General features: G+C 72.3%; 16 protein-coding genes. 8 read left to right on the forward strand and 8 right to left on the reverse strand.

Annotated elements, in window-relative coordinates:
- Positions 1–345 precede the first annotated feature (345 nt).
- Entirely contained in the window at positions 346–1,923 is a 1,578-nt protein-coding gene (locus tag ACFYS8_RS18410) for a sigma-70 family RNA polymerase sigma factor (protein ID WP_387642481.1), read from the forward strand.
- A 125-nt stretch (positions 1,924–2,048) separates the two neighbouring features.
- Here the strand turns inward: ACFYS8_RS18410 and ACFYS8_RS18415 are convergent, their stop codons facing one another.
- Positions 2,049–2,483 (reverse strand): STAS domain-containing protein, encoded by a 435-nt coding sequence (locus ACFYS8_RS18415; RefSeq protein ID WP_387642483.1) that lies wholly within the window; start codon positions 2,481–2,483, stop codon positions 2,049–2,051.
- A gap of 287 nt (positions 2,484–2,770) precedes the next feature.
- Here ACFYS8_RS18415 and ACFYS8_RS18420 point away from each other — a divergent pair, with 287 nt between their 5' ends.
- Positions 2,771–3,574 carry a VOC family protein gene (locus ACFYS8_RS18420; RefSeq protein WP_387642485.1) on the forward strand — a complete coding sequence of 268 codons (804 nt, stop codon included), beginning with the start codon at positions 2,771–2,773 and terminating at the stop codon, positions 3,572–3,574.
- 7 nt (positions 3,575–3,581) lie between these two features.
- Here ACFYS8_RS18420 and ACFYS8_RS18425 read toward each other — a convergent pair whose 3' ends face one another.
- Positions 3,582–4,907 carry a cryptochrome/photolyase family protein gene (locus tag ACFYS8_RS18425; RefSeq protein ID WP_387642487.1) on the reverse strand — a complete coding sequence of 442 codons (1,326 nt, stop codon included), beginning with the start codon at positions 4,905–4,907 and terminating at the stop codon, positions 3,582–3,584.
- A 200-nt stretch (positions 4,908–5,107) separates the two neighbouring features.
- On the opposite strand from ACFYS8_RS18425, the gene ACFYS8_RS18430 reads away from it, so the two are divergent.
- The 3 genes from ACFYS8_RS18430 (at position 5,108) to ACFYS8_RS18440 (ending at position 7,583) form a co-directional block, all read left to right on the forward strand.
- Positions 5,108–5,761 (forward strand): DUF5701 family protein, encoded by a 654-nt coding sequence (locus tag ACFYS8_RS18430; protein WP_387642489.1) that lies wholly within the window; start codon positions 5,108–5,110, stop codon positions 5,759–5,761.
- A gap of 66 nt (positions 5,762–5,827) precedes the next feature.
- Complete coding sequence (locus ACFYS8_RS18435; RefSeq protein WP_387642491.1) at positions 5,828–6,769, forward strand: serine/threonine dehydratase; 942 nt, start codon at positions 5,828–5,830, stop codon at positions 6,767–6,769.
- A gap of 43 nt (positions 6,770–6,812) precedes the next feature.
- Positions 6,813–7,583: a hypothetical protein gene (locus tag ACFYS8_RS18440; RefSeq protein ID WP_387642493.1), complete on the forward strand. Its 771-nt coding sequence runs from the start codon at positions 6,813–6,815 to the stop codon at positions 7,581–7,583.
- Between the two features lie 107 nt (positions 7,584–7,690).
- On the opposite strand, the gene ACFYS8_RS18445 is transcribed toward ACFYS8_RS18440, so the two are convergent.
- Together ACFYS8_RS18445 and ACFYS8_RS18450 are read right to left on the reverse strand one after the other, a co-directional pair.
- Entirely contained in the window at positions 7,691–8,167 is a 477-nt protein-coding gene (locus ACFYS8_RS18445) for a DUF3291 domain-containing protein (protein ID WP_387642495.1), read from the reverse strand.
- A gap of 32 nt (positions 8,168–8,199) precedes the next feature.
- Positions 8,200–8,838, reverse strand: coding sequence for a helix-turn-helix transcriptional regulator (locus ACFYS8_RS18450; RefSeq protein WP_387642496.1), 639 nt, complete (start codon positions 8,836–8,838; stop codon positions 8,200–8,202).
- A 161-nt stretch (positions 8,839–8,999) separates the two neighbouring features.
- On the opposite strand from ACFYS8_RS18450, the gene ACFYS8_RS18455 reads away from it, so the two are divergent.
- Positions 9,000–9,245: a hypothetical protein gene (locus ACFYS8_RS18455; protein WP_387642498.1), complete on the forward strand. Its 246-nt coding sequence runs from the start codon at positions 9,000–9,002 to the stop codon at positions 9,243–9,245.
- Between the two features lie 5 nt (positions 9,246–9,250).
- On the opposite strand, the gene ACFYS8_RS18460 is transcribed toward ACFYS8_RS18455, so the two are convergent.
- Positions 9,251–12,637 carry a hypothetical protein gene (locus tag ACFYS8_RS18460; protein ID WP_387642500.1) on the reverse strand — a complete coding sequence of 1,129 codons (3,387 nt, stop codon included), beginning with the start codon at positions 12,635–12,637 and terminating at the stop codon, positions 9,251–9,253.
- Positions 12,638–12,649: 12 nt separating this feature from the next.
- Complete coding sequence (locus ACFYS8_RS18465) at positions 12,650–13,006, reverse strand: hypothetical protein (protein WP_387642502.1); 357 nt, start codon at positions 13,004–13,006, stop codon at positions 12,650–12,652.
- 134 nt (positions 13,007–13,140) lie between these two features.
- On the opposite strand from ACFYS8_RS18465, the gene ACFYS8_RS18470 reads away from it, so the two are divergent.
- Positions 13,141–13,620, forward strand: coding sequence for a DUF1877 family protein (locus ACFYS8_RS18470; RefSeq protein ID WP_387642504.1), 480 nt, complete (start codon positions 13,141–13,143; stop codon positions 13,618–13,620).
- Between the two features lie 197 nt (positions 13,621–13,817).
- Entirely contained in the window at positions 13,818–14,978 is a 1,161-nt protein-coding gene (locus ACFYS8_RS18475; protein ID WP_387642506.1) for an esterase/lipase family protein, read from the forward strand.
- A gap of 177 nt (positions 14,979–15,155) precedes the next feature.
- Here the strand turns inward: ACFYS8_RS18475 and ACFYS8_RS18480 are convergent, their stop codons facing one another.
- Together ACFYS8_RS18480 and ACFYS8_RS18485 are read right to left on the reverse strand one after the other, a co-directional pair.
- Positions 15,156–15,815: a zinc ribbon domain-containing protein gene (locus tag ACFYS8_RS18480; protein ID WP_387642508.1), complete on the reverse strand. Its 660-nt coding sequence runs from the start codon at positions 15,813–15,815 to the stop codon at positions 15,156–15,158.
- Between the two features lie 108 nt (positions 15,816–15,923).
- Positions 15,924–17,264, reverse strand: coding sequence for an NAD(P)/FAD-dependent oxidoreductase (locus ACFYS8_RS18485; RefSeq protein WP_387642510.1), 1,341 nt, complete (start codon positions 17,262–17,264; stop codon positions 15,924–15,926).
- Positions 17,265–17,306: the final 42 nt, after the last annotated feature.

Consider the following 17,306-nt stretch of genomic DNA (forward strand, 5'->3'; position numbering starts at 1 on the left):
TTCCCCCCTGATTCCGATGGTTCGCGGCCACATCATGGCACAGATCTGAACGCGTTCAATACCGCTCGCGCCGTTCCACCGGCCGGCCGAACGGCCACGCCGCCGACCGGCCGAACGGCCTGGCCGGGCGGGATGAATGTCCCGCCGCCCCCACCGGTCGCGCCTGGCAATGGCCGTACCGCAGGCCATAGGGTCGTTTTCTGCCCGGGCCGGGGAGATTCCCCCGCAGGTCCGGAGAAATCTCCCCGCACTTTTCCGTTATCCGCCGCCCGCCGGTGGATCTCCGATGGTGTGAGGGCACGACGCGAGAACACGAGGACGGGCCGGGCTGTGGACAGTGGGCAGGTGACGACGCTGGTCGGTCGGGCGCAGCACGGCGACCGGCAGGCGGTGGCGGAGCTGGTGGGTGACCACCTGCCGCTGGTGTACAACGTGGTGGGCCGGGCACTGTCGGGGCATCCGGACACCGACGACGTGGTCCAGGAGACCATGCTGCGGGCGGTGGACGGCCTGCCGGGGCTGCGGGATCCGGCCGGGTTCCGCAGCTGGCTGGTGGCGATCGCGCTGAACCAGGTGCGCCGCCGGTTCCGGGACGAGGGCGACGAGGGCGCGTTGCGCGAGGCGCCGGACGCGGCGGCGGTCGCGGATCCGTCCGCCGATTTCGTCGGGCTGACGATCGTCCGGCTGGGGCTGTCGGAGCAGCGGCGGGAGGTCGCGGAGGCGACGCGCTGGCTGGACGAGGGCGACCGGGACCTGTTGGCGCTGTGGTGGCTGGAGGCGGCGGGCGAGCTGTCCCGGGCGGAGCTGGCGGCGGCGCTGGAGGTGTCGCCGCAGCATGCGGCGGTGCGGGTGCAGCGGATGAAGGGTCAGCTGGAGGCGGCCCGGATGGCGGTGCGGGCGCTGGCCGCGGTGCCGGGGTGCGCGTGGCTGGCGGAGCTGACGGCGGGTTGGGACGGTGTGCCGAGCGCGTTGTGGCGCAAGCGGATCGGCCGTCATGTGCGCGAGTGCGCGGTGTGCGGCGAGCACCGGCGCGGGCTGATGCCGGCCGAGGGGCTGCTGGCGGGTCTGGCGATGGTGCCGCTGCCGGACGGCCTTTCGGCGCTGCCGACGGGTTTCGCGGGAGGCGCGTCCTCGCACCGTCGCGCGCCCCGGGACGAGTCGCAGCGCGGCGGTTCGCACCGGGCCGGGTCCCGGCACGGCCGGCGGGCGGCGGCGCGCCGGGGGCCGGGCCGGGTGGGGTTGCTGGTGGGCGGCGGGGTGGCGGCGGTCGCGGCGGGGCTGTTGGTGGCGGTCGTGCTGCCGGGCTCGTCGCCGACCTCGGGTCACCCGGAGGCGCTGCGGCAGCCGGTGGTGGCGGGTGCGGAGCAGGCGGAGGCGCTGGCCGCTCCGGCGGCCGCTTCGGCCCCCGCCTCGCGGTCGGCGTCCGCTTCACCGTCGTCCTCCCCGTCCGCATCGCCCTCGGCGTCGCCGTCCGGCAAGCCGACGGTCTCGGCCCGGCCCTCGTCGCGGGCGCTCGCGCCGTCCACCGGGAAGCGGGCCGGGGATCTCGGGCAGCAGGTGCTGGATCTGGTCAACGCCCAGCGCGCGCAGGCGGGTTGTCCGGCGCTCTCGGCGAACGGGCAGCTGGCGGAGGCGGCGCAGGAGCAGTCGGACGACATGGCGGACCGCGAGTTCTTCGACCACACCAACCCGGACGGCGAAGGCCCGCAGCAGCGGATCGACGCCGCCGGTTACGAGTGGAGCGGCTGGGGCGAGAACATCGCGCGCGGGCAGAAGGACCCGGCGGCGGTGATGGCCAGTTGGATGAACAGCCCGGGCCACCGGGCGAACATCCTGAACTGCGAGTTCACCGAGCTGGGCGTGGGGGTGCACCAGGGCGCGGGTGGGCCCTGGTGGACGCAGGATTTCGGTACTCCGAGCTGATGCCTCGCGGCCGTGGATGCCGCAGCCGTCGCCGTTGACGCTGCGGGCTTGTCCACTGCGGGCGGGTGCTGCCGTCGCCGTTGACGGCCCCCCGCGCCGGGCGGGTCAGTCGGCGGCGGGACCGGTCAGTCGGCGGCGGCGCGGCTGCTCTCGCGGGGGCGCGGCACGGCGTCGGCGGCGTCCGCGGTCAGGGTGCTCTCGGTCATTGCTGCCTCGCGCAGGTCGGCGAGGGCGTCGTCGACCGAGTCGTGGACGTCGAAGATCCGCTGGATGCCGAAGAGTTGGAGGATCTTGCGGGTGTGGGTCTCGGGGCCGGGGAGGACCAGCCGGAGCCGGCCGCCGCGGGAGGACAGCATGCGACGGGTCGCGACCAGGACGGCGAAGCCGGTGGAGTCGCAGAAGTCGACCCGGCTGATGTCCACCACCATGCGCAGACAGCCTTCGGTGACCAGTCGCTGGAGGCGCTCCCGAAGTGCGGAGACTCCACTGATGTCCACCTCGCCGGCGACCTGGACGACCGTCCAGCCGTACCGTTCCCCGTAGCTCACGCTCAGTGCCACTCTGGTGCCTTTCTCCTGGGATCGCTGGGGGTATGCGGCCTCTGCCCGATTCCTGCGGTCCGAACCCTGTTGCAGGTGACGATTTCGCGGTCAGCGGGAGGAATTTCCGCGAAATGTCATGGCGGGGATCCGTTCGACGGGCGAATTCCATGCTCCACCCGACGATCTGCACAGGATTTCCTCCGCTTGGCGGTACCGGGACCGCCGCCCGCCGGTCCGGGCCGGGACGCGCCGGGCGGGGGCCGGTGACACGCTGGGAACGGAGTGCCCGGCGAAGGGAGACCACCATGATCACCACCGATTTCGTGCCCGGTTCACCGTGCTGGCTCGACCTGGGCACGCCGGACGTGTCCACCGCCGGGGACTTCTACGGGGCGGTGCTGGGCTGGGAGTTCGAGCCGATGGAGGACAGCGGCGGCGCCTTCGGGCTGGCCAAATCGGGCGGTCGGACGGCCGCCGGGATCGGGCTGCTCACCGAGCGGGGCGCCCGCTCGGCGTGGATGGTGTACTTCTTCACCCCGGACGTCCACGAGACCGCCGCGTCCGTCATGCGGGCGGGCGGCACGGTGCGGCTGGAGCCGCAGGACGCGGACGGCTGGGCGTCGGTCGCGCAGTTCAGCGACCCGCTGGGCGGCCAGTTCGCGGCCTGGACACCGGGCCGGGCGCGCGGCCTGGAGGCGACGGACGACCCGGGCGCGCTGTGCTGGACGGAGCTGTACACCACGGACGCGTCGGCGGCGCTGGCGTTCTACGAGACGGTGTTCGGCTGGCAGCGCCAGGACATGCCGATGCCGGGCGGCGGGGGCGCGACCTACACCATCGTCACCCCGGCCGGGCAGCCCGCGGAGCGGATGCACGGCGGCGTGCTGCAGGTGCCGCCGGACCAGCTGGCGGTGTCCCAGGGCGTGCCATGCTGGCACCCGGTGTTCACGGTCACCGACTGCGACGCGGCCGCCGCCACCGTGCGCGCCAAGGGCGGCGAGGTGCTGACGGGCCCGGTGGACGCGCCCGGCATCGGACGGATGGCGATGTGCGTGGACGGCGCGAGCGCGGACTTCGTGCTGATGACGCCGGCGCCGCGCGAGTCCTGACGCCTCGTCAGATTCCCCGAGCCGCGCGCAGGCGGTCCCCAGTGCTGCCTGGGGCGATCAGCGGGGCGGGGTAGTCGGCGGGGCGGTGGCCGGCCTGCCAGGGGCGGTGGATCAACCGACCTGGCAGCTCGGCGAGTTCGGGGACCCAGCGGCGGACGTACGCGCCCTCCGGGTCGTAACGGTCGGCCTGGGCGATCGGGTTGAGGACCCGGTTGGGGCGGGTGTCGGTGCCGGTGCCGGCGACCCACTGCCAGTTCAGCTGGTTGTTGGCCACGTCGCCGTCGACCAGGTGGTCGAGGAAGTGCCGGGCACCGAGCCGCCAGTCCAGGTACAGCGACTTGGCCAGGAAGCTCGCGGTGAGCAGCCTGGCCCGGTTGTGCATCCAGCCGGTCTCGGCGAGCTGCCGCATCCCGGCGTCGATGATCGGGTATCCGGTGCGGCCCTGCCGCCAGGCGGCGAGTTCGGCCTCATCGGTGCGCCAACTGTCGTTCCGGGCACGGTAGTCGGCGTGCGCGGCGGCCGGCCGGGCGGCCAGCACCTGGTGGTGGAAGTCGCGCCACACCAGCTGCCGGACGAACGCCTCCGCGCCCGGTCCGCCGCGCCGCTCGGCGAGGTGGACGAGTTCGTTCGCGGACAGGCAGCCGAAGTGCAGGTACGGCGAGAGGTGCGAGGTGCCGTCGGCGGCGAGGTCGTCGTGCAGCTGCGCGTACTGCGCGGTGCGCCAGTGCTGCCAGGCGCGGCGGGCGGCGCTCTCGCCGGGCTCGGGGAGGCTGCGGGCGGTGGGCTTGACCACCTCAACTGCGTTACTTTTCAGCCCTGTTGGAGTGTTGAGGGTGTGCGGCGCGGGCAGCGGTGTGCGGCGGCGAACCTGTTGCCAGGCCCGGTGGTACGGGGTGAACACGGCGTAGTGGTCGCGTCCGGCGGGTGTCACGGCGCCGGGCGGCACGGCCGTCAGCGATCCGTCGTGCACCCGCAGGCGGTCGCCGAGCGCGTGGCGCAGCCGCTCTTCGCGCCGCCGGGCGTAGCCGCTGACCCCGGCGGCGACGTGCACGCTCGCCGCGTCGAGTTCGGTGGCCAGTCGGGCGGTCTGCTCGGCGCTGTCGCCCTCGCGCACCAGCAGCCGGCCGCCGGCGCGGCGCAGCGAGGCGTCCAGGTCGGTGAGGCAACCGGCAAGGAACGCGCGGCGATTGGGCACATCGAAGCCGGCGGCGGCGATCGCCGGATCGGTGACGAACAGCGGCACCACCTGGTCGGCGGCGGCGCGGGCGGCGTGCAGGGCGGGGTTGTCGTGCAGGCGCAGGTCCTGGGTGAACAGGACGACGGCGAGGGTCATTTCGGTGTGCGGCTTCCGTACTCGGGCCCGGTGGTTGGGCGTTGGGGTGCGCGGACCGGGGCGGGCCGCGGGGGACGGTCGTCCCGTCCGGTCATCGGCGCGCGCGCCGTTCCGGATGAGCGTTCCGGGGGCGCGGGAACAACTCGGCGGGCGGTCTCGTTCACCCGAGGTCCCCGCTGCCTCGCCGCCCTGGGAGCGTCGTGCCCGAAACCGCGTCCACCGTCCTTCCGTCCCTCACGATGCAGGCCGAACGCCTGATCGAGTTGGGGGTGCACGAGCTCGCCGGCCTGTCCGCCGCCGAGGTCCGCGCCTTCGCCGAGGCCGCCGAGACCGGCGACGGCGCCCTGCTCGCCGTCCACCCGGACCGCGCACCCGCGTCCGCGCTCACGCCGCTGCTGCGCCGCGACGACCGGCCGGGCTTCGTCGTCGTCGACATGCCGGACGTCGACGACTTCGCCCCGCTCGACACGGTGGCGCTGCCCGACTCTCCCCTCTATCTGCTCACCGGCGTCGACCGGGGCGACCGGATGGCCAACTGGAGCCCGGACGAGGCGCTGCCCGCCCTCACGGACGAGGCCCGTACGCCGCTGCTGCTCACCGAGGGCATCCACTGGGTGCTCCAGCAGCCCGACGCACTGGAACGCAGTCGCTGTTTCATGACCATCGGCTCCCGGCTGCGCAAACCGAACGGCACCCTCGACGCTCGCACCCCGGCGATCTGGATCAGCAACGGCACCGGGCGGGACGGCCGCGAGCGCCGCAACGCCCCGAAGGTCGGCTGGTGTTGGGCGGGCAACCGGCACACCTGGCTGGGCTTCGCCTCCGCCACCGGCCGGGGGCGCCAGGGCGGGTAACGTCGGGTCCGAACGGTTGCGGGCCCCGACCGGCCCGCGCACCCTCGACGCGGCAGGAGCGACAGCGTGCACCAGCTCACGTACGGCGACATCAAGGCCGCGGGCGACCGGATCGCCGGACGGGTCCGGCCCGTCGCGGTGGCCCCGCTCGACGTTCCCGGCGTGGGCGGTGAGGTCTGGGCGGCGCTCGAACTCCTGCAGCACACCGGGTCGTTCAAGGCCCGGGGCGCGCAGAACTTCCTGCAGGCGCACCGCGAGGCCGGCACGCTCCCCGACCCGGGCGTGACCATCGCCTCCGGTGGCAACGCGGGCCTGGCGTGCGCCTGGGCGGCGCAGCAACAGGGCGTCCGAGCCACGGTGTTCGTGCCGGAGAACGCCCCCGCAGTGAAGGTGGCCCGGCTGCGCGGCTACGGCGCCGAGGTGCGACAGGTGGGCCGCGAGTACGCGGAGGCGCTGGCGGCCTGCGAGGAGTACGCGGCGGCCTCCGGCGCGCTGGCCGCGCACGCCTACGACCACCCGCTGATCGCGGCTGGCGCGGGCACTCTGCTGGACGAGATCCGCCGTCAACTCCCTTCGCTGGAAACGGTGGTGGTCTCGGTCGGCGGTGGCGGCCTGTTCGCGGGCGTGGCCACGGCGGCCCGCGAGCACGGGGTGCGCACCGTCGCCGTCGAGCCGGAGGGTTCGCAGGCGCTGCACGCCGCGATGGCGGCGGGCCGTCCGGTGGACGTCCCCGTCGACTCGGTCGCCGCCGACGCGCTCGGCGCCCGGCGGGCCTCCGCGACCGCCCTGTGGGCCGCCGGGCAGGACGGCGCAAGCACCGCGCTCGTCCCCGACAGCGAGATCGTCCGCGCCCGCCAACTCCTGTGGGACGGACACCGGTTGGCCGTCGAGCATGCCGCCTCGACCGCGCTGGCCGCGCTCACCGGCGGCGCGTACCGGCCCGCCGAGGGCGAGCGGGTGTGCGTGGTGCTGTGCGGGGCGAACACCGATCCGAGCACGCTCGGCTGACCCCTTTGTCGTGCTGTCGGACGGCGGCACTACGGTGCCGCCCATGACCTCTCACCACACCCCGGCCGCGGACGACTGGGACCGTCAACTCGCCGACGCCTTCGGGATGATGCTCGGCCGGCCACTGCACGAGTACGACCCGAACGCGGTGTACGTGGCCGGCGTCAGCGGCAATCTGATCCACGAGGTCGAGTTCGACCGGGACGCCGCCTGGGTGCGGCCGCAGGCGCTGAGCGGCGCCGAACCGGTGCACTGGGACTGCTCGTTGTTCGACGACAGCCTCCGCACCCCGGTGTTCGACGCCGCCGGTTCGATCTTCGCGATACCCGCCGACCGCGACTCGCCCGCCCTGCCGGAGCCGTTCGCCTCCGCCGTCGCCGCCGCCTGCTTCGGCGACGGCCTGATCCGGGGCGCCGACCTCGCCCCATTGGTGGCACAGCACGGCGTCAACCTCGCTGAATTTCCCGGCAGTTGGGTGGTGTTCTTCGCCCGGCTGCGCTCCGACGGCACCCTGCTGGACGCGTTCCGCGCCGCGCTCGACACCGGCCGCACCCCCGAGGACCTGGTGCCGTTCGAGGCCGAGCCCGAGGAGAGCTGGGAGGAGGGCCTCGCCACCATCGAGCACCCCGGACTGCGCGCCCACCTCGCCTACTTCCTCACCGACGGTGAGGAGGGCCTGATGCCGATACTCGAGGACGCCTCCGCCCGGGGCCTCGACAAGTACGGCTGCGAGCCGGTGATGGGCTGGGAGGACGGCTTCGGCCAACTCGACCTGACCATCGTCCGCCTGAGCCCCCTGGCCGCCGGCGCCTGACCCCCGCTGTTTCAACCACTGCTTCGGTCACTGCTTCGGCCACTGCTTCGGTTACTGCTTCGGTTACTGCTTCGGTTACTGCTTCGGTCACTGCTTCAGCCGCTGTTTCAGTGCGCGTCCGCCACCTGGCCGTCCGGCGCCGGGTGACGGTCGCGGAAGGTGAACGCCTCCGGGCCGCTGCCGTGTTCGCGTATGTGGGCGATCCGCCCCATCGCCTCGGTGACGCTCGGGTGGTGGCCGGCCGGCACCCACCACAGCGCCTGAAGCGGGCGGTCGGCGGGCTCGAACCACTCCCGGCGGCGGCTCAGCACCCGCAGGTGGTCGCTGCGGAACACGTACTCCCACAGCGCCTCGACCGACTCCCACACCGAGCAGTTGATCAGGACCTGCTCGTCCCTGATCTCCGGGTACGCGGCCTGTGCCCTCGCGTCCGTGGCGTCCACCATCCGCCAGACGAAGCCCGGGCTGCGCTCGGCGAGCGCGTTCATCTCGTCGAGCTGTGCGATGAACTCGGCGACCCGCCGGGAGGTGGGCCGCGCGACGAGGCGGCCGACGTTGATCTGCGCGAGGTGATAGCCAGTCATGGGCCAAGCATGGCGCGGCCCACAATCTAACGTCAACGATTTTTGTTTTTAGACAGGGCGACGCAACATCCGCCCGCGCACGTCTCCATCGCGGGCGTCCACTCCTCCCCCGCCAGACCGTCCAGCAGCGCCAGGTTCATCCCGCACACCAACCCCGGGAACTCCTGCGCCAGCGCGTGGAACGGGCAGTTCCGCAACCGCAGCACCTCGCCGTCCCAGAACGGCGCGTACCCGCGCTCTCGCAGCACCTCCTCCAGGTCCGCCCCCGTCGCGGCTGCCACTCCTTCGGCCTTCGCCGCCGCCTGCAACTCCCGCTCCAGCCCCGCCCGTTCCACCGTCTCCGCGAGCAACCGCCCCGCCGTGTCGTACGAACGCGGCGGCACCGACACCGCGAACTCCCCCTCCACCCGCCGGTACAGCTTCGCCGGCCGCCCCGCACCCGGTCCCGTCCGCCCCGACAGCCGCCGGTACGACACCACCAACAGCCCCGCCTCGACCAGCTTGTCCAGATGGAACGCCGCCAACGACCGCGAGATCCCTGCCGCCTCCGCCGCCGCGTCCCGCCCCACCTCCTCCGGCGCCGCCGCCACCAGCCGGTACAGCCGGCGCCGCACCGGATCACCCAGCGCGCCCAGCGCCGCGTACGAGTCGCCCTCGTCCTCAGAAGCCATCCACCGAGTCTATGACCAACGGTCGTGTTCGAAAGAACCCTTCGTGGCGCGAATCCACTGCCCGCACCGACGACGTTGCGCCATGCTCCGGGATTCCCCGCCACCACTATCTACACCTCTGTAGAGTGATCTCCACCGATCGGACTCGAAGGAGGCCCACCGTGCTCCCTCCGCAGCTTCAGACCGACCCCACCTGGTCCCCGCCGGAACCCGAAGTCCGCCCCGCCTACCAACCCGTCGAAGTCCGCCTCGACGACACCGCCACCTGGACCCTCGGCCGCATCAACGCCTGGTGGCACGCCCCGGACGGCACCCCGTGGTGCCGCCTCCGGTTGATCGGCGCGGCGGCGTACTGGTGCCTGTACGACCCGGAGCGGATCCTCGTCCTGCCGACGAACGGGACCTGACGGGCTCACACGGTGTCGGTGGCCGGTTCCTCGTCGGCGAGCACCAGGTCCACCAGCAGCGGGACGAGTTCGGGGGCGACGGTCGCGAACTCCTCGACCAGCTCATCCCACGGCGCGAGCGCCAACGCTTCGGCGAGCAACAGCCGCCCCTCGGGGGACGGGCCACGGCGGGCCGCGATCATCGCCAACGCCCGTCCCCGGCTGGTGGGGTCCGTCAGCACGTCGGCGAGGGCCCTGGCGGCCGACCACTGGCCCTTGTCAGCCAGGCAAACCGCCAGATGCGGGGTGGTGCGCTCCCTCGACCACGCAGACTCCACCTCGGCCAGCCAGGTTTCCGCCTGCGCGAAGTCGCCTGCGGCTGCTGCACCCCGGGCCAGCTCGGCAACACCTCCTTCGTGTTCCAGCGGAAAAGGTACTACTGCCACCACCAACTCGGCAGCCTCCAGCTCTCCTCTGTCCACCAGCGCCTCGATCACGGAGGGGAGATGCAGAGCCAGGTCCACGTCCTCGGGCCCCTCGATCAGCTCGATGCACCGGTCCACCCGTTCCGCCGCCAAATAGGCGCGCGCCGCCGCGTCCATGAACCAGGACCGCCACACCGAGCTGCTCTCCGCGCTCCCCAGCGCAAACAACTCATCCGCGATCCGCTCCGCGGCCCCGCAGTTTCCGATCCCGGCAAAGGCCTCCGCCGCATTCGCCAGCGCGCTGGTTCGTTCTGCTGGGTGCGGCAGCGCACGAGCATGGTCCATCTCGGCAACGAGCAGACTTTCGGCCTCGTCCGGGCAACCCACCGCGTTCAGGCCCACTGCCAGGCCGAGCCAGCCCCGTTCTTCGGGGAACGGCTCGTTCAAATCGCCGTCATGCCGCTGGACGTACCGAATCAGACGTGCACCACTGCCATGGTGACCCAGCCGCCCCAACTGGGCCGCGATCCGCGCCACGGTCGGCCCACTCGGCGCTGTCCGGGCACCCGACCGGGAAAGGGCAGTTGCGGCCCGCACCATGTCCGAAGCCTCCGAGACGAGGTTGGCCTCCCCCAACACATCGGCCACACCGACCATGAGCATCACCCGTTCAGGCACAGTGGTCATCAACTCCCCGAGAGCAGAGCCGTGCTGTCGGACGACTTGGACGGCCTCCTCGACCCGCCCGTCCTTCACCAGCCTCCGGGCGATCGCCCGCCACACCGTCCACTGGTCCTCACCGGCCGCGATCTCGGACAGGGCAGCCATGGCACCGTCGATGTCACCCGCTTCGGCGCTCGCCTCTCCGATCCGGGCGACCGCATCGGCCCAACACTCCACGCTCACCTTCGCAGTCTCCAGCAGCGCCCACGCTTCCCGCCGGAACCCGCCTCTGGTCAGGTCCCCGACGATGGATGGCAGCGCCCACTCTGCCTGTGCGAGATCCATCGCCCCGGCGGCCGCCACCGCCGCCTGCTGAAGGCTCCGAAGGTGCGGCCGATGTCCGGCCGCGTCCGCCGCAGATCGGACTAGTGAGGCGTACCCCTCCGCCCGCTGTCGGGCGTCCCGGTCGACATCAACGACACGCTCAGCCCTGCGCAGTAACTCGGTCGCTTGCCTCCGGTCGCCGAGCAGGTCGAGCGGCGCAGCCAGCGCGGCCAGCACATCCACGCTCCGGATGTGGAAGTTCATGCCGGCAACCGCCGCCATCGCCTCTCGCACCACGGTTTCGACGAACGCACGACCCTGTGTCCTGGCAGCCTCGCTGTTGGTCGCCAGCGCCTCGAGCAACGCTGTCAAGACCTCCGCCCGTCCGGAAGCAAGAGTGCAAGCCAGCTGCCGGCCTTCCTCGAACCGCCCGGACTCGATGAGCGCCAGGGCGATCCCGGCCCGGCACTTGTCCCGGTCGGCCGCCGAACCCACTTCCTTCACGATCGCCATCGCTCGAGACAACGAGCCCTTGGCCGCCAGTGCTCGGGCCACGGCGATCAACGAGGCGACCCGGTGTCCCGGCGTCCGGTGTGAGCGTGCCAGGCCGAGAGCCCGATCCGCATGGCCCAGCCTCGCCCAGCAGGCGATCAGTCCGGCTGGCGCCGACGAGGTCATGCCACGCATCCCGTCCCGGCACACAGCGATCCGCAAGGCATCGGCCACCGCCAGGTCGCCTCGCGCCCGACCTCGCGTCACCACCGGGCCCATGGCAGTGTCCAGTTCACCGACCGCCTCCAGGTCGGACCCCGCCACCTCCCACATTCGCTCGCGCCTTCCCGCGTCGGTGACCAGGTCCACCAGCCTTTCGACGTCGCCGAGTTCGCTCAGTAGCCGCCCGTACCCCTGGAGCAGGTACTCCGGTGTCTCAGCCGGCCAGCCTGCCACGCGCCAGACATCCGCCCACCGATGGAGTCGCGTCCGGTGGGTCGCGATCTCCTCCTCCGTCATCATCTTCTCCGCGCTGCACCGGATCCCCTCGTGCGCAAAGAGGTAGACCCCCGGGCCGTCCTGGTCCCACTGCCCGGCCCGCCACTGGAAGCTCCGGCCGTTCACCGTCGAGAGCTGGTCCTCCACCAACAGCTTTGCGCTTGCCGACAGTTCAACAAAGTCGCGCTCGCTCAGACCACCACCGGTCGCAACAGTGAGCCCCACCAGCTCCCAGCCCAGTCCGCCCTCGCGCCGGAGCCGCCGCAGGTCAACCTCAGCCTGCTGACGGATCACCTGCGCTGCCGCCGACGGCTCCAGCAGGTGGTCGATGTCCGTCGTCCGCAACGGGTGGCCCGGGGGGACGTCACAGGGCACGGGAGGGTACGGACGGCCGGCGAGAACTACGCGGAGGCCGTGCGGCGGGTTTCGCGGGAGAAGGGCGGCGATGCTGTGGCTGTCGCCCTCTGGACGAACGCCCCGGTCCTCGTCGAGCCCGTCGATCACCAAAAGTAGGCGGCGGCCCTGTTCAGCGCAGTGCTGGGCGGCACGGTCGAGCGCGAGGCGGAACATTTCGTCGCGCGTGTGGGGGGTGGTGGGCGGTTCCGCCTCCCCCAACAGCGCGTAGAGCTGGCGCTGCACCACCGCGCAGAAAGCGGTGGCATCGGCCTGCCCGGCGTACCTGGACGTGATGAAGAACGCCACCACGTCGACCCCGTCCGGAGGATGCAGGACGAGTTCCGCGAGCAACGCCGACTTGCCGGCCCAAGGTTCAGCAAGCCAACGCCAGTACCCGCCAGGTCCCGAGGCCAGACAGAACGCGGCCAGCTGCGCCAACTCCCGCTCCCGGCCCACAAACTCCGCAGCCGCCAGCGCCCGCACCTGGTGCAAGTACCCCGAAACGGCAACCGGCCGTCCCGCGCCGACGTACACGTCGCCGACCTGCACGCCGCTGTTGGCGTAGCCGCCCGAATAGGCACTCGCCGCGCCGCTCCCGCGCACCGTCCCCGCCATTGGTGTGCGGGATCAGGCTTGGCGGTGGCCGGAGTTGGCGTCGCCGCCGCCCTCCGCGCGGGCCTCACCGGTGTCGGCGACCCGGACCTGACCGGCCACCGCAAAAGAACTCCCGCCCTGGTAGCCGGTGTTGACGACACTCCCGGCCCCGGAAGCGACGGCGGCCCCAGTCCCGCTGACCTCGACCACGCCGGCCCTCGACTTCGCCGCGGCGATGAGGCCGCCGACGGCCGCGCCGAGCGCGGCGACCGCGACCAGGGCCGAGACCACACCGGCGACCTTGTTGGCCTGGTCCCAGGTCAGGAACGACAGCACCCCGGCCAGCAGGGCCACCGCCCCTCCGGTCACCACGACCACAGTCTTCTGCATGACGTCCTCCCCCCGAATCCCCCCAATGGTGCCCACACTTCAGCAGATACCGGCCACCGAACGCAAAGGAGAAGTGTCGGCGCCGTCCGCTACGTTCCGGACGTCAAACCGGACCACCCTCGACGGACGGATCCATGAGCTACCACCTGCACCTTCGCGCCGTCCCACCGGCGGACGTCCGCCCGGACGGGGCCTGGCTGGAGGCCTTCATGTGGGCGTCCTGGGCCGACCACCACAACGAGTGCACCGCAGGGATCGCCGACTCGGTCGAGAAGGACTTCGCCGGCCTCAACCAGCTCTACACCGGCACCCCGGACGGCCCGGAGGACGCCGCGGATCCGAGCGGGCTGCCGATCTACGGCGGTGAACTCGTGTTCCACGGGGACGGTCCCCCGTTCGTGATCCTGCGGCCCGACCGGGTGAGGGAAGCCGCCCTGTTCCTGCGCACCGCCGACTTCGACGCGCTCTGGACTGCCTCCGGCACCGCGCTGCAAGACTGCGGCGACCCGGCCCTCGACCGGGAGAACTACCTGAGCCACCACCACGGGCTCGCCACCTTCTACCGAACGGCCGCCCGATCCGGGAACGCAGTCGTCAAGGCGTTCTGGTTCTGAGTGGCGGGGAGTCGTCCGAGCCCGGGCGCGGAAGCCTCGCATTGCCTCTGCCCCGAAGGCCACTCACGCACCTTCCCCGCCACCCCCACTCGATCGGGTGAAGCAAACCGGATCGGCCAGTTCCGGACGACTCTGACGCTCACTCATCTCCCTGTCAGCGCAAAGCGATTGACCATTTTCGAGACGGGGAGACCGAAATGACCACACCGCAGGGCGAACTCGCCGACCAGGCGCTCGCCGCCTTCTCGCTCGCCGCTCCGATCACCGACCAGCCGAGCCGGATCACCGACGTCCCCGAGCCCAACGAGAAGTGGCCGCTGCCCCACGGCGAGGCCTGGGTGTTCCGTGGCGAGGGCAACCAGGAGATCACCCGGCCCGTGCTGATGGCGGACGGCTTCAACGTCGGCAAGAGCGAGCTGCGCCGCCAGCAGCGCGACGTGATCCTGATCGGGTTCGACGAGCGCAGCGCCTCCATCACCGTCAACGCCGATACCGTGATCGCCGCGATTCAGCGCACGCTCGCCCAGCGCATCGGCGGCGCGCGGCTGACCGTCGGCGGCTTCAGTATGGGCGGCCTGGTGACGCGCTACGCGCTGGCCAAGCTCGAGAACGACATGCGCTTCAACCACGAGACGGGCCTGTACTTCTCCTTCGACAGCCCGCACCGCGGCGCCAGCGTCCCGGTGGGCATTCAGGCGTTCGCCCACCTCATCCCGTTCCCGAACAAGTTCGCCAAGCAGATGAACAGCCCGGCCGCCCGTCAGCTGCTCTGGCAGCACTACGACCCGGCGACGAAGACGGTCGGCGTCGCCCCGGAGCGCACCGCGTTCCTGGCGGAGCTGGAGCGGGTCGGCGGCTGGCCGCGCATGCCGCGCCTGGTCGGCGTCGCGAACGGGCGCGGCGACGGCATCGGCCTGCCCGAGGTCAAGCCGGGCGACGTCGGCCTGGAGCTGAAGAAGTCCTACAAGGGCAGCAGCTTCTTCATCACCGCCCAGGGCAACGGCGCCAAGGCCGCCGACCTCTACCGCGCCATCCCGCAGGCGGAGCAGCACGTCACCACGGACGGCTTCCCCGAGCTGGACGGCGCCCCCGGCGGCACCCTGCACACGTACAAGATCCTGGCCGACACGCTGAAGGACACCGAGGCGCTCAAGCACCCGAACATCTGCTTCGTGCCGACCGTCAGCGCCGTGGCCATCCGCGACATCGCCAAGCAGTCGGACCTCTACGCCAAGGTCGACGACATCGACCCGAACGAGAGCGAGCTGGACGACTTCCTGGTCTCCTCCCACACCACCGGGCACACCATCGTCACCGAGGAGCTGGCCACCTTCCTGATGGACCGCCTCACCGACTGATCGCCAACCCCGACCGTCAGGGCCCGGCCGCGCATTCAACGGCCGAGCCCTGACGGCGTGTTGAGGGTCTGCCGAGGCCGGCGAGCAGGCGCAGGGCGGCGGCCGGGGCGGTGCCCTCGTCGGCGGTGGGGAGCGCCAGCCGCCGGCCTGCGTCGTTGGTCAGGTCCGGGCGGCCGGTCAGCGACGCGTGCCGCAGCTCGGGCAGAAGGCCGAGTTGGCGGGCAGCTCCGCGTGGCACGAGGTGCACTGCGGGGGTTGGGCGAGGCGGAACCCGCAGGACGGGCAGAACGGGGTGCCGTGGGTGTCGGCGCTGCACTGCGGGCAGACGAGTTGGCGGGCGGCGGTGACGTCGAACTGCTGGGCCTGGGACTGGCCGTGCCGGTACGCGTTCTCGACCACGGCGTCGTTGAGGCCGCGCTGCTGGGCGGCGACGGCCTCGGCGGCGGTGTCGGGTGCGCAGTCGAGGCACAGGCCCTGGGCGGCGCTCCAGCAGCGTTCGCAGACGTAGTGGGTGCAGCGGGCACAGCGGTTGAAGTGCTGCTGCGCGTTGGTGACGGCGCGTTCGAAGGCGGCGTCGCGGCCGCTGCCCCAGCTGGCGCCGGCCAGGCCGTCGGCGGCGTTGGTGAGGCCGCTGGAGGCGCTACCGCCGAGCAGGCTCCAGGCGGCGCTGACGCCCTTGTTGATCCAGCTCGCGGCCTGCCCGGTGCGGAAGGGCTCGAACGGTGAGCGCCAGGTGTCGTAGCAGCGCGAGCAGGAGAACTCGAACTGGAATCCCGCGCCGGTTCCGTGCTGCTCGCTCAGGTCGCGGTAGTTGTTGCTGAAGTAGATCTCACTCATGGCCGCCGCCGTTCCCCCACACTTCTCACATGTTCGCCTCAGTCACACAGGCTCCCACACGGTTGCGCGGAGCCGGAACCGGTGCCCGGAAAGGACGTTGATGGTGCGTCAACGACCGAACAGGACTGGTCCCAGCACGGAGGGACGGAACAGCGCGCTCGGCGGTTCCACCATCGACACGACGCGGTGGAAGGTGGCGGAGACGGTGGCGTCGGTGGTGGCGCGGATGAGGACGCGGTCGAGGTAGCGGTGCTGGAGCCGGACGACGGGGCCGCGCTCGCCGCCGATGGTGCCGGCGAAGCGGACGTCCTCGTTGCCGGCGATCACCCAGGGGTGTTTGGTGACGGTGCCGATCGCCCGGCGGGCCTCGCGGACGGTGGCGGTGCCGAGTCCGCCGTGCCGGCGGGCGGCTTCGCGCAGCGCGCGGGCGCCGAGCGCGGCGACGCTGATGCCCTGCCCGTAGACCGGGTTGAAGGTGCAGGAGGCGTCGCCGAGGGCGAGGAAGCCGGACGGGTCGGTGCGCTCGTGGCGCCGCCACACGCTGGGGCCGGGCACGAACCCCCGGGCGGGGCCCACGGGTTCGGCGTCGGCGATGGCCTCGGCGATGGCGGGGTCGCGGAGTTCGCCGAGCTGCTTCTCGAACTCCTGGGGCTGGATGGACGGTTCGAAGCCGCGCATGCCTCCGAGGCTGACGATCCAGCGGTTGCCCTCGACGGGCAGCAGGACGGCGAACCGGCCGTGTTCGGGGGCCCGGGTCTGCACGTCGAGGGCGAGCTGGTCCTCGCGCCCGGGCGGGCGGTGGTAGAACCGGCTGGCGTAGGCGACACCGGCGTCGATCCGTTCGACGGGCGTGGTGGGGAATCCGAGGCCGATCAGCCACCGCCCCGACCGGGTGCCGCGCCCGGCGGCGTCGATCACCAGCTCGGCGGACAGGTCGGTGACGGGAGCGCCCTCGCGGCCGCGTTCGCGCACCTGCACGCCGGTGACGCCCCGCCGGCTGCCGAGCAGGCCGACCACCTCGGTGCCTTCCAGGATCTCGATCGACGGCTCGCCGCGGACCCGGTCCAGCACGGTACGGTCGAGCAGTGGCCGACTGCAGCTGAGGATCGTCACCTCGCTGTCGTAGGCGGCGAGGTGGCCCACCGAGGTGAGCACCCGCAGGCCGCTCGGAATGGACACCAACTGGGCTCCGGCGTCGAGCAGTTCGGCGAGCGCACCGGGCATCAGCTCGTCGATGGTGCGGTGCCCGGCCTCCAGCAGCAGGTGCCCGTGCCGGGCCTGCGGGACGCCGGCCCGGAAGGCCGCGCCGTCCGGGTAGCGGTCCCGTTCGACCACCACCACCCGCCGCGCGACGCCGCGCAGCGCCCACGCGGCCAGACACCCGGCCAGCCCCCCGCCGATCACCACCGCCGTGCCGCGGTCCCCGACCGCCCTGTCCGCAGGACTCATGACCCGTACATTAAGCGACCCGGCGCGCACCGTCACCGGGAC

This window comes from Kitasatospora sp. NPDC004615 (genome assembly GCF_042873545.1).
Taxonomy (GTDB): Bacteria; Actinomycetota; Actinomycetes; order Streptomycetales; family Streptomycetaceae; genus Kitasatospora.

Excerpts from the sequence above, each read along its gene's own strand:
- ACFYS8_RS18420 (WP_387642485.1), top strand. The coding sequence starts at position 2,771 with ATGATCACCACCGATTTCGTGCCCGGTTCACCGTGCTGGCTCGACCTG.
- ACFYS8_RS18425 (WP_387642487.1), bottom strand. The coding sequence starts at position 4,907 with ATGACCCTCGCCGTCGTCCTGTTCACCCAGGACCTGCGCCTGCACGAC.
- ACFYS8_RS18440 (WP_387642493.1), top strand. The coding sequence starts at position 6,813 with ATGACCTCTCACCACACCCCGGCCGCGGACGACTGGGACCGTCAACTC.
- ACFYS8_RS18445 (WP_387642495.1), bottom strand. The coding sequence starts at position 8,167 with ATGACTGGCTATCACCTCGCGCAGATCAACGTCGGCCGCCTCGTCGCG.
- ACFYS8_RS18450 (WP_387642496.1), bottom strand. The coding sequence starts at position 8,838 with ATGGCTTCTGAGGACGAGGGCGACTCGTACGCGGCGCTGGGCGCGCTG.
- ACFYS8_RS18460 (WP_387642500.1), bottom strand. The coding sequence starts at position 12,637 with ATGGCGGGGACGGTGCGCGGGAGCGGCGCGGCGAGTGCCTATTCGGGC.
- ACFYS8_RS18465 (WP_387642502.1), bottom strand. The coding sequence starts at position 13,006 with ATGCAGAAGACTGTGGTCGTGGTGACCGGAGGGGCGGTGGCCCTGCTG.
- ACFYS8_RS18470 (WP_387642504.1), top strand. The coding sequence starts at position 13,141 with ATGAGCTACCACCTGCACCTTCGCGCCGTCCCACCGGCGGACGTCCGC.
- ACFYS8_RS18475 (WP_387642506.1), top strand. The coding sequence starts at position 13,818 with ATGACCACACCGCAGGGCGAACTCGCCGACCAGGCGCTCGCCGCCTTC.
- ACFYS8_RS18480 (WP_387642508.1), bottom strand. The coding sequence starts at position 15,815 with ATGAGTGAGATCTACTTCAGCAACAACTACCGCGACCTGAGCGAGCAG.
- ACFYS8_RS18485 (WP_387642510.1), bottom strand. The coding sequence starts at position 17,264 with ATGAGTCCTGCGGACAGGGCGGTCGGGGACCGCGGCACGGCGGTGGTG.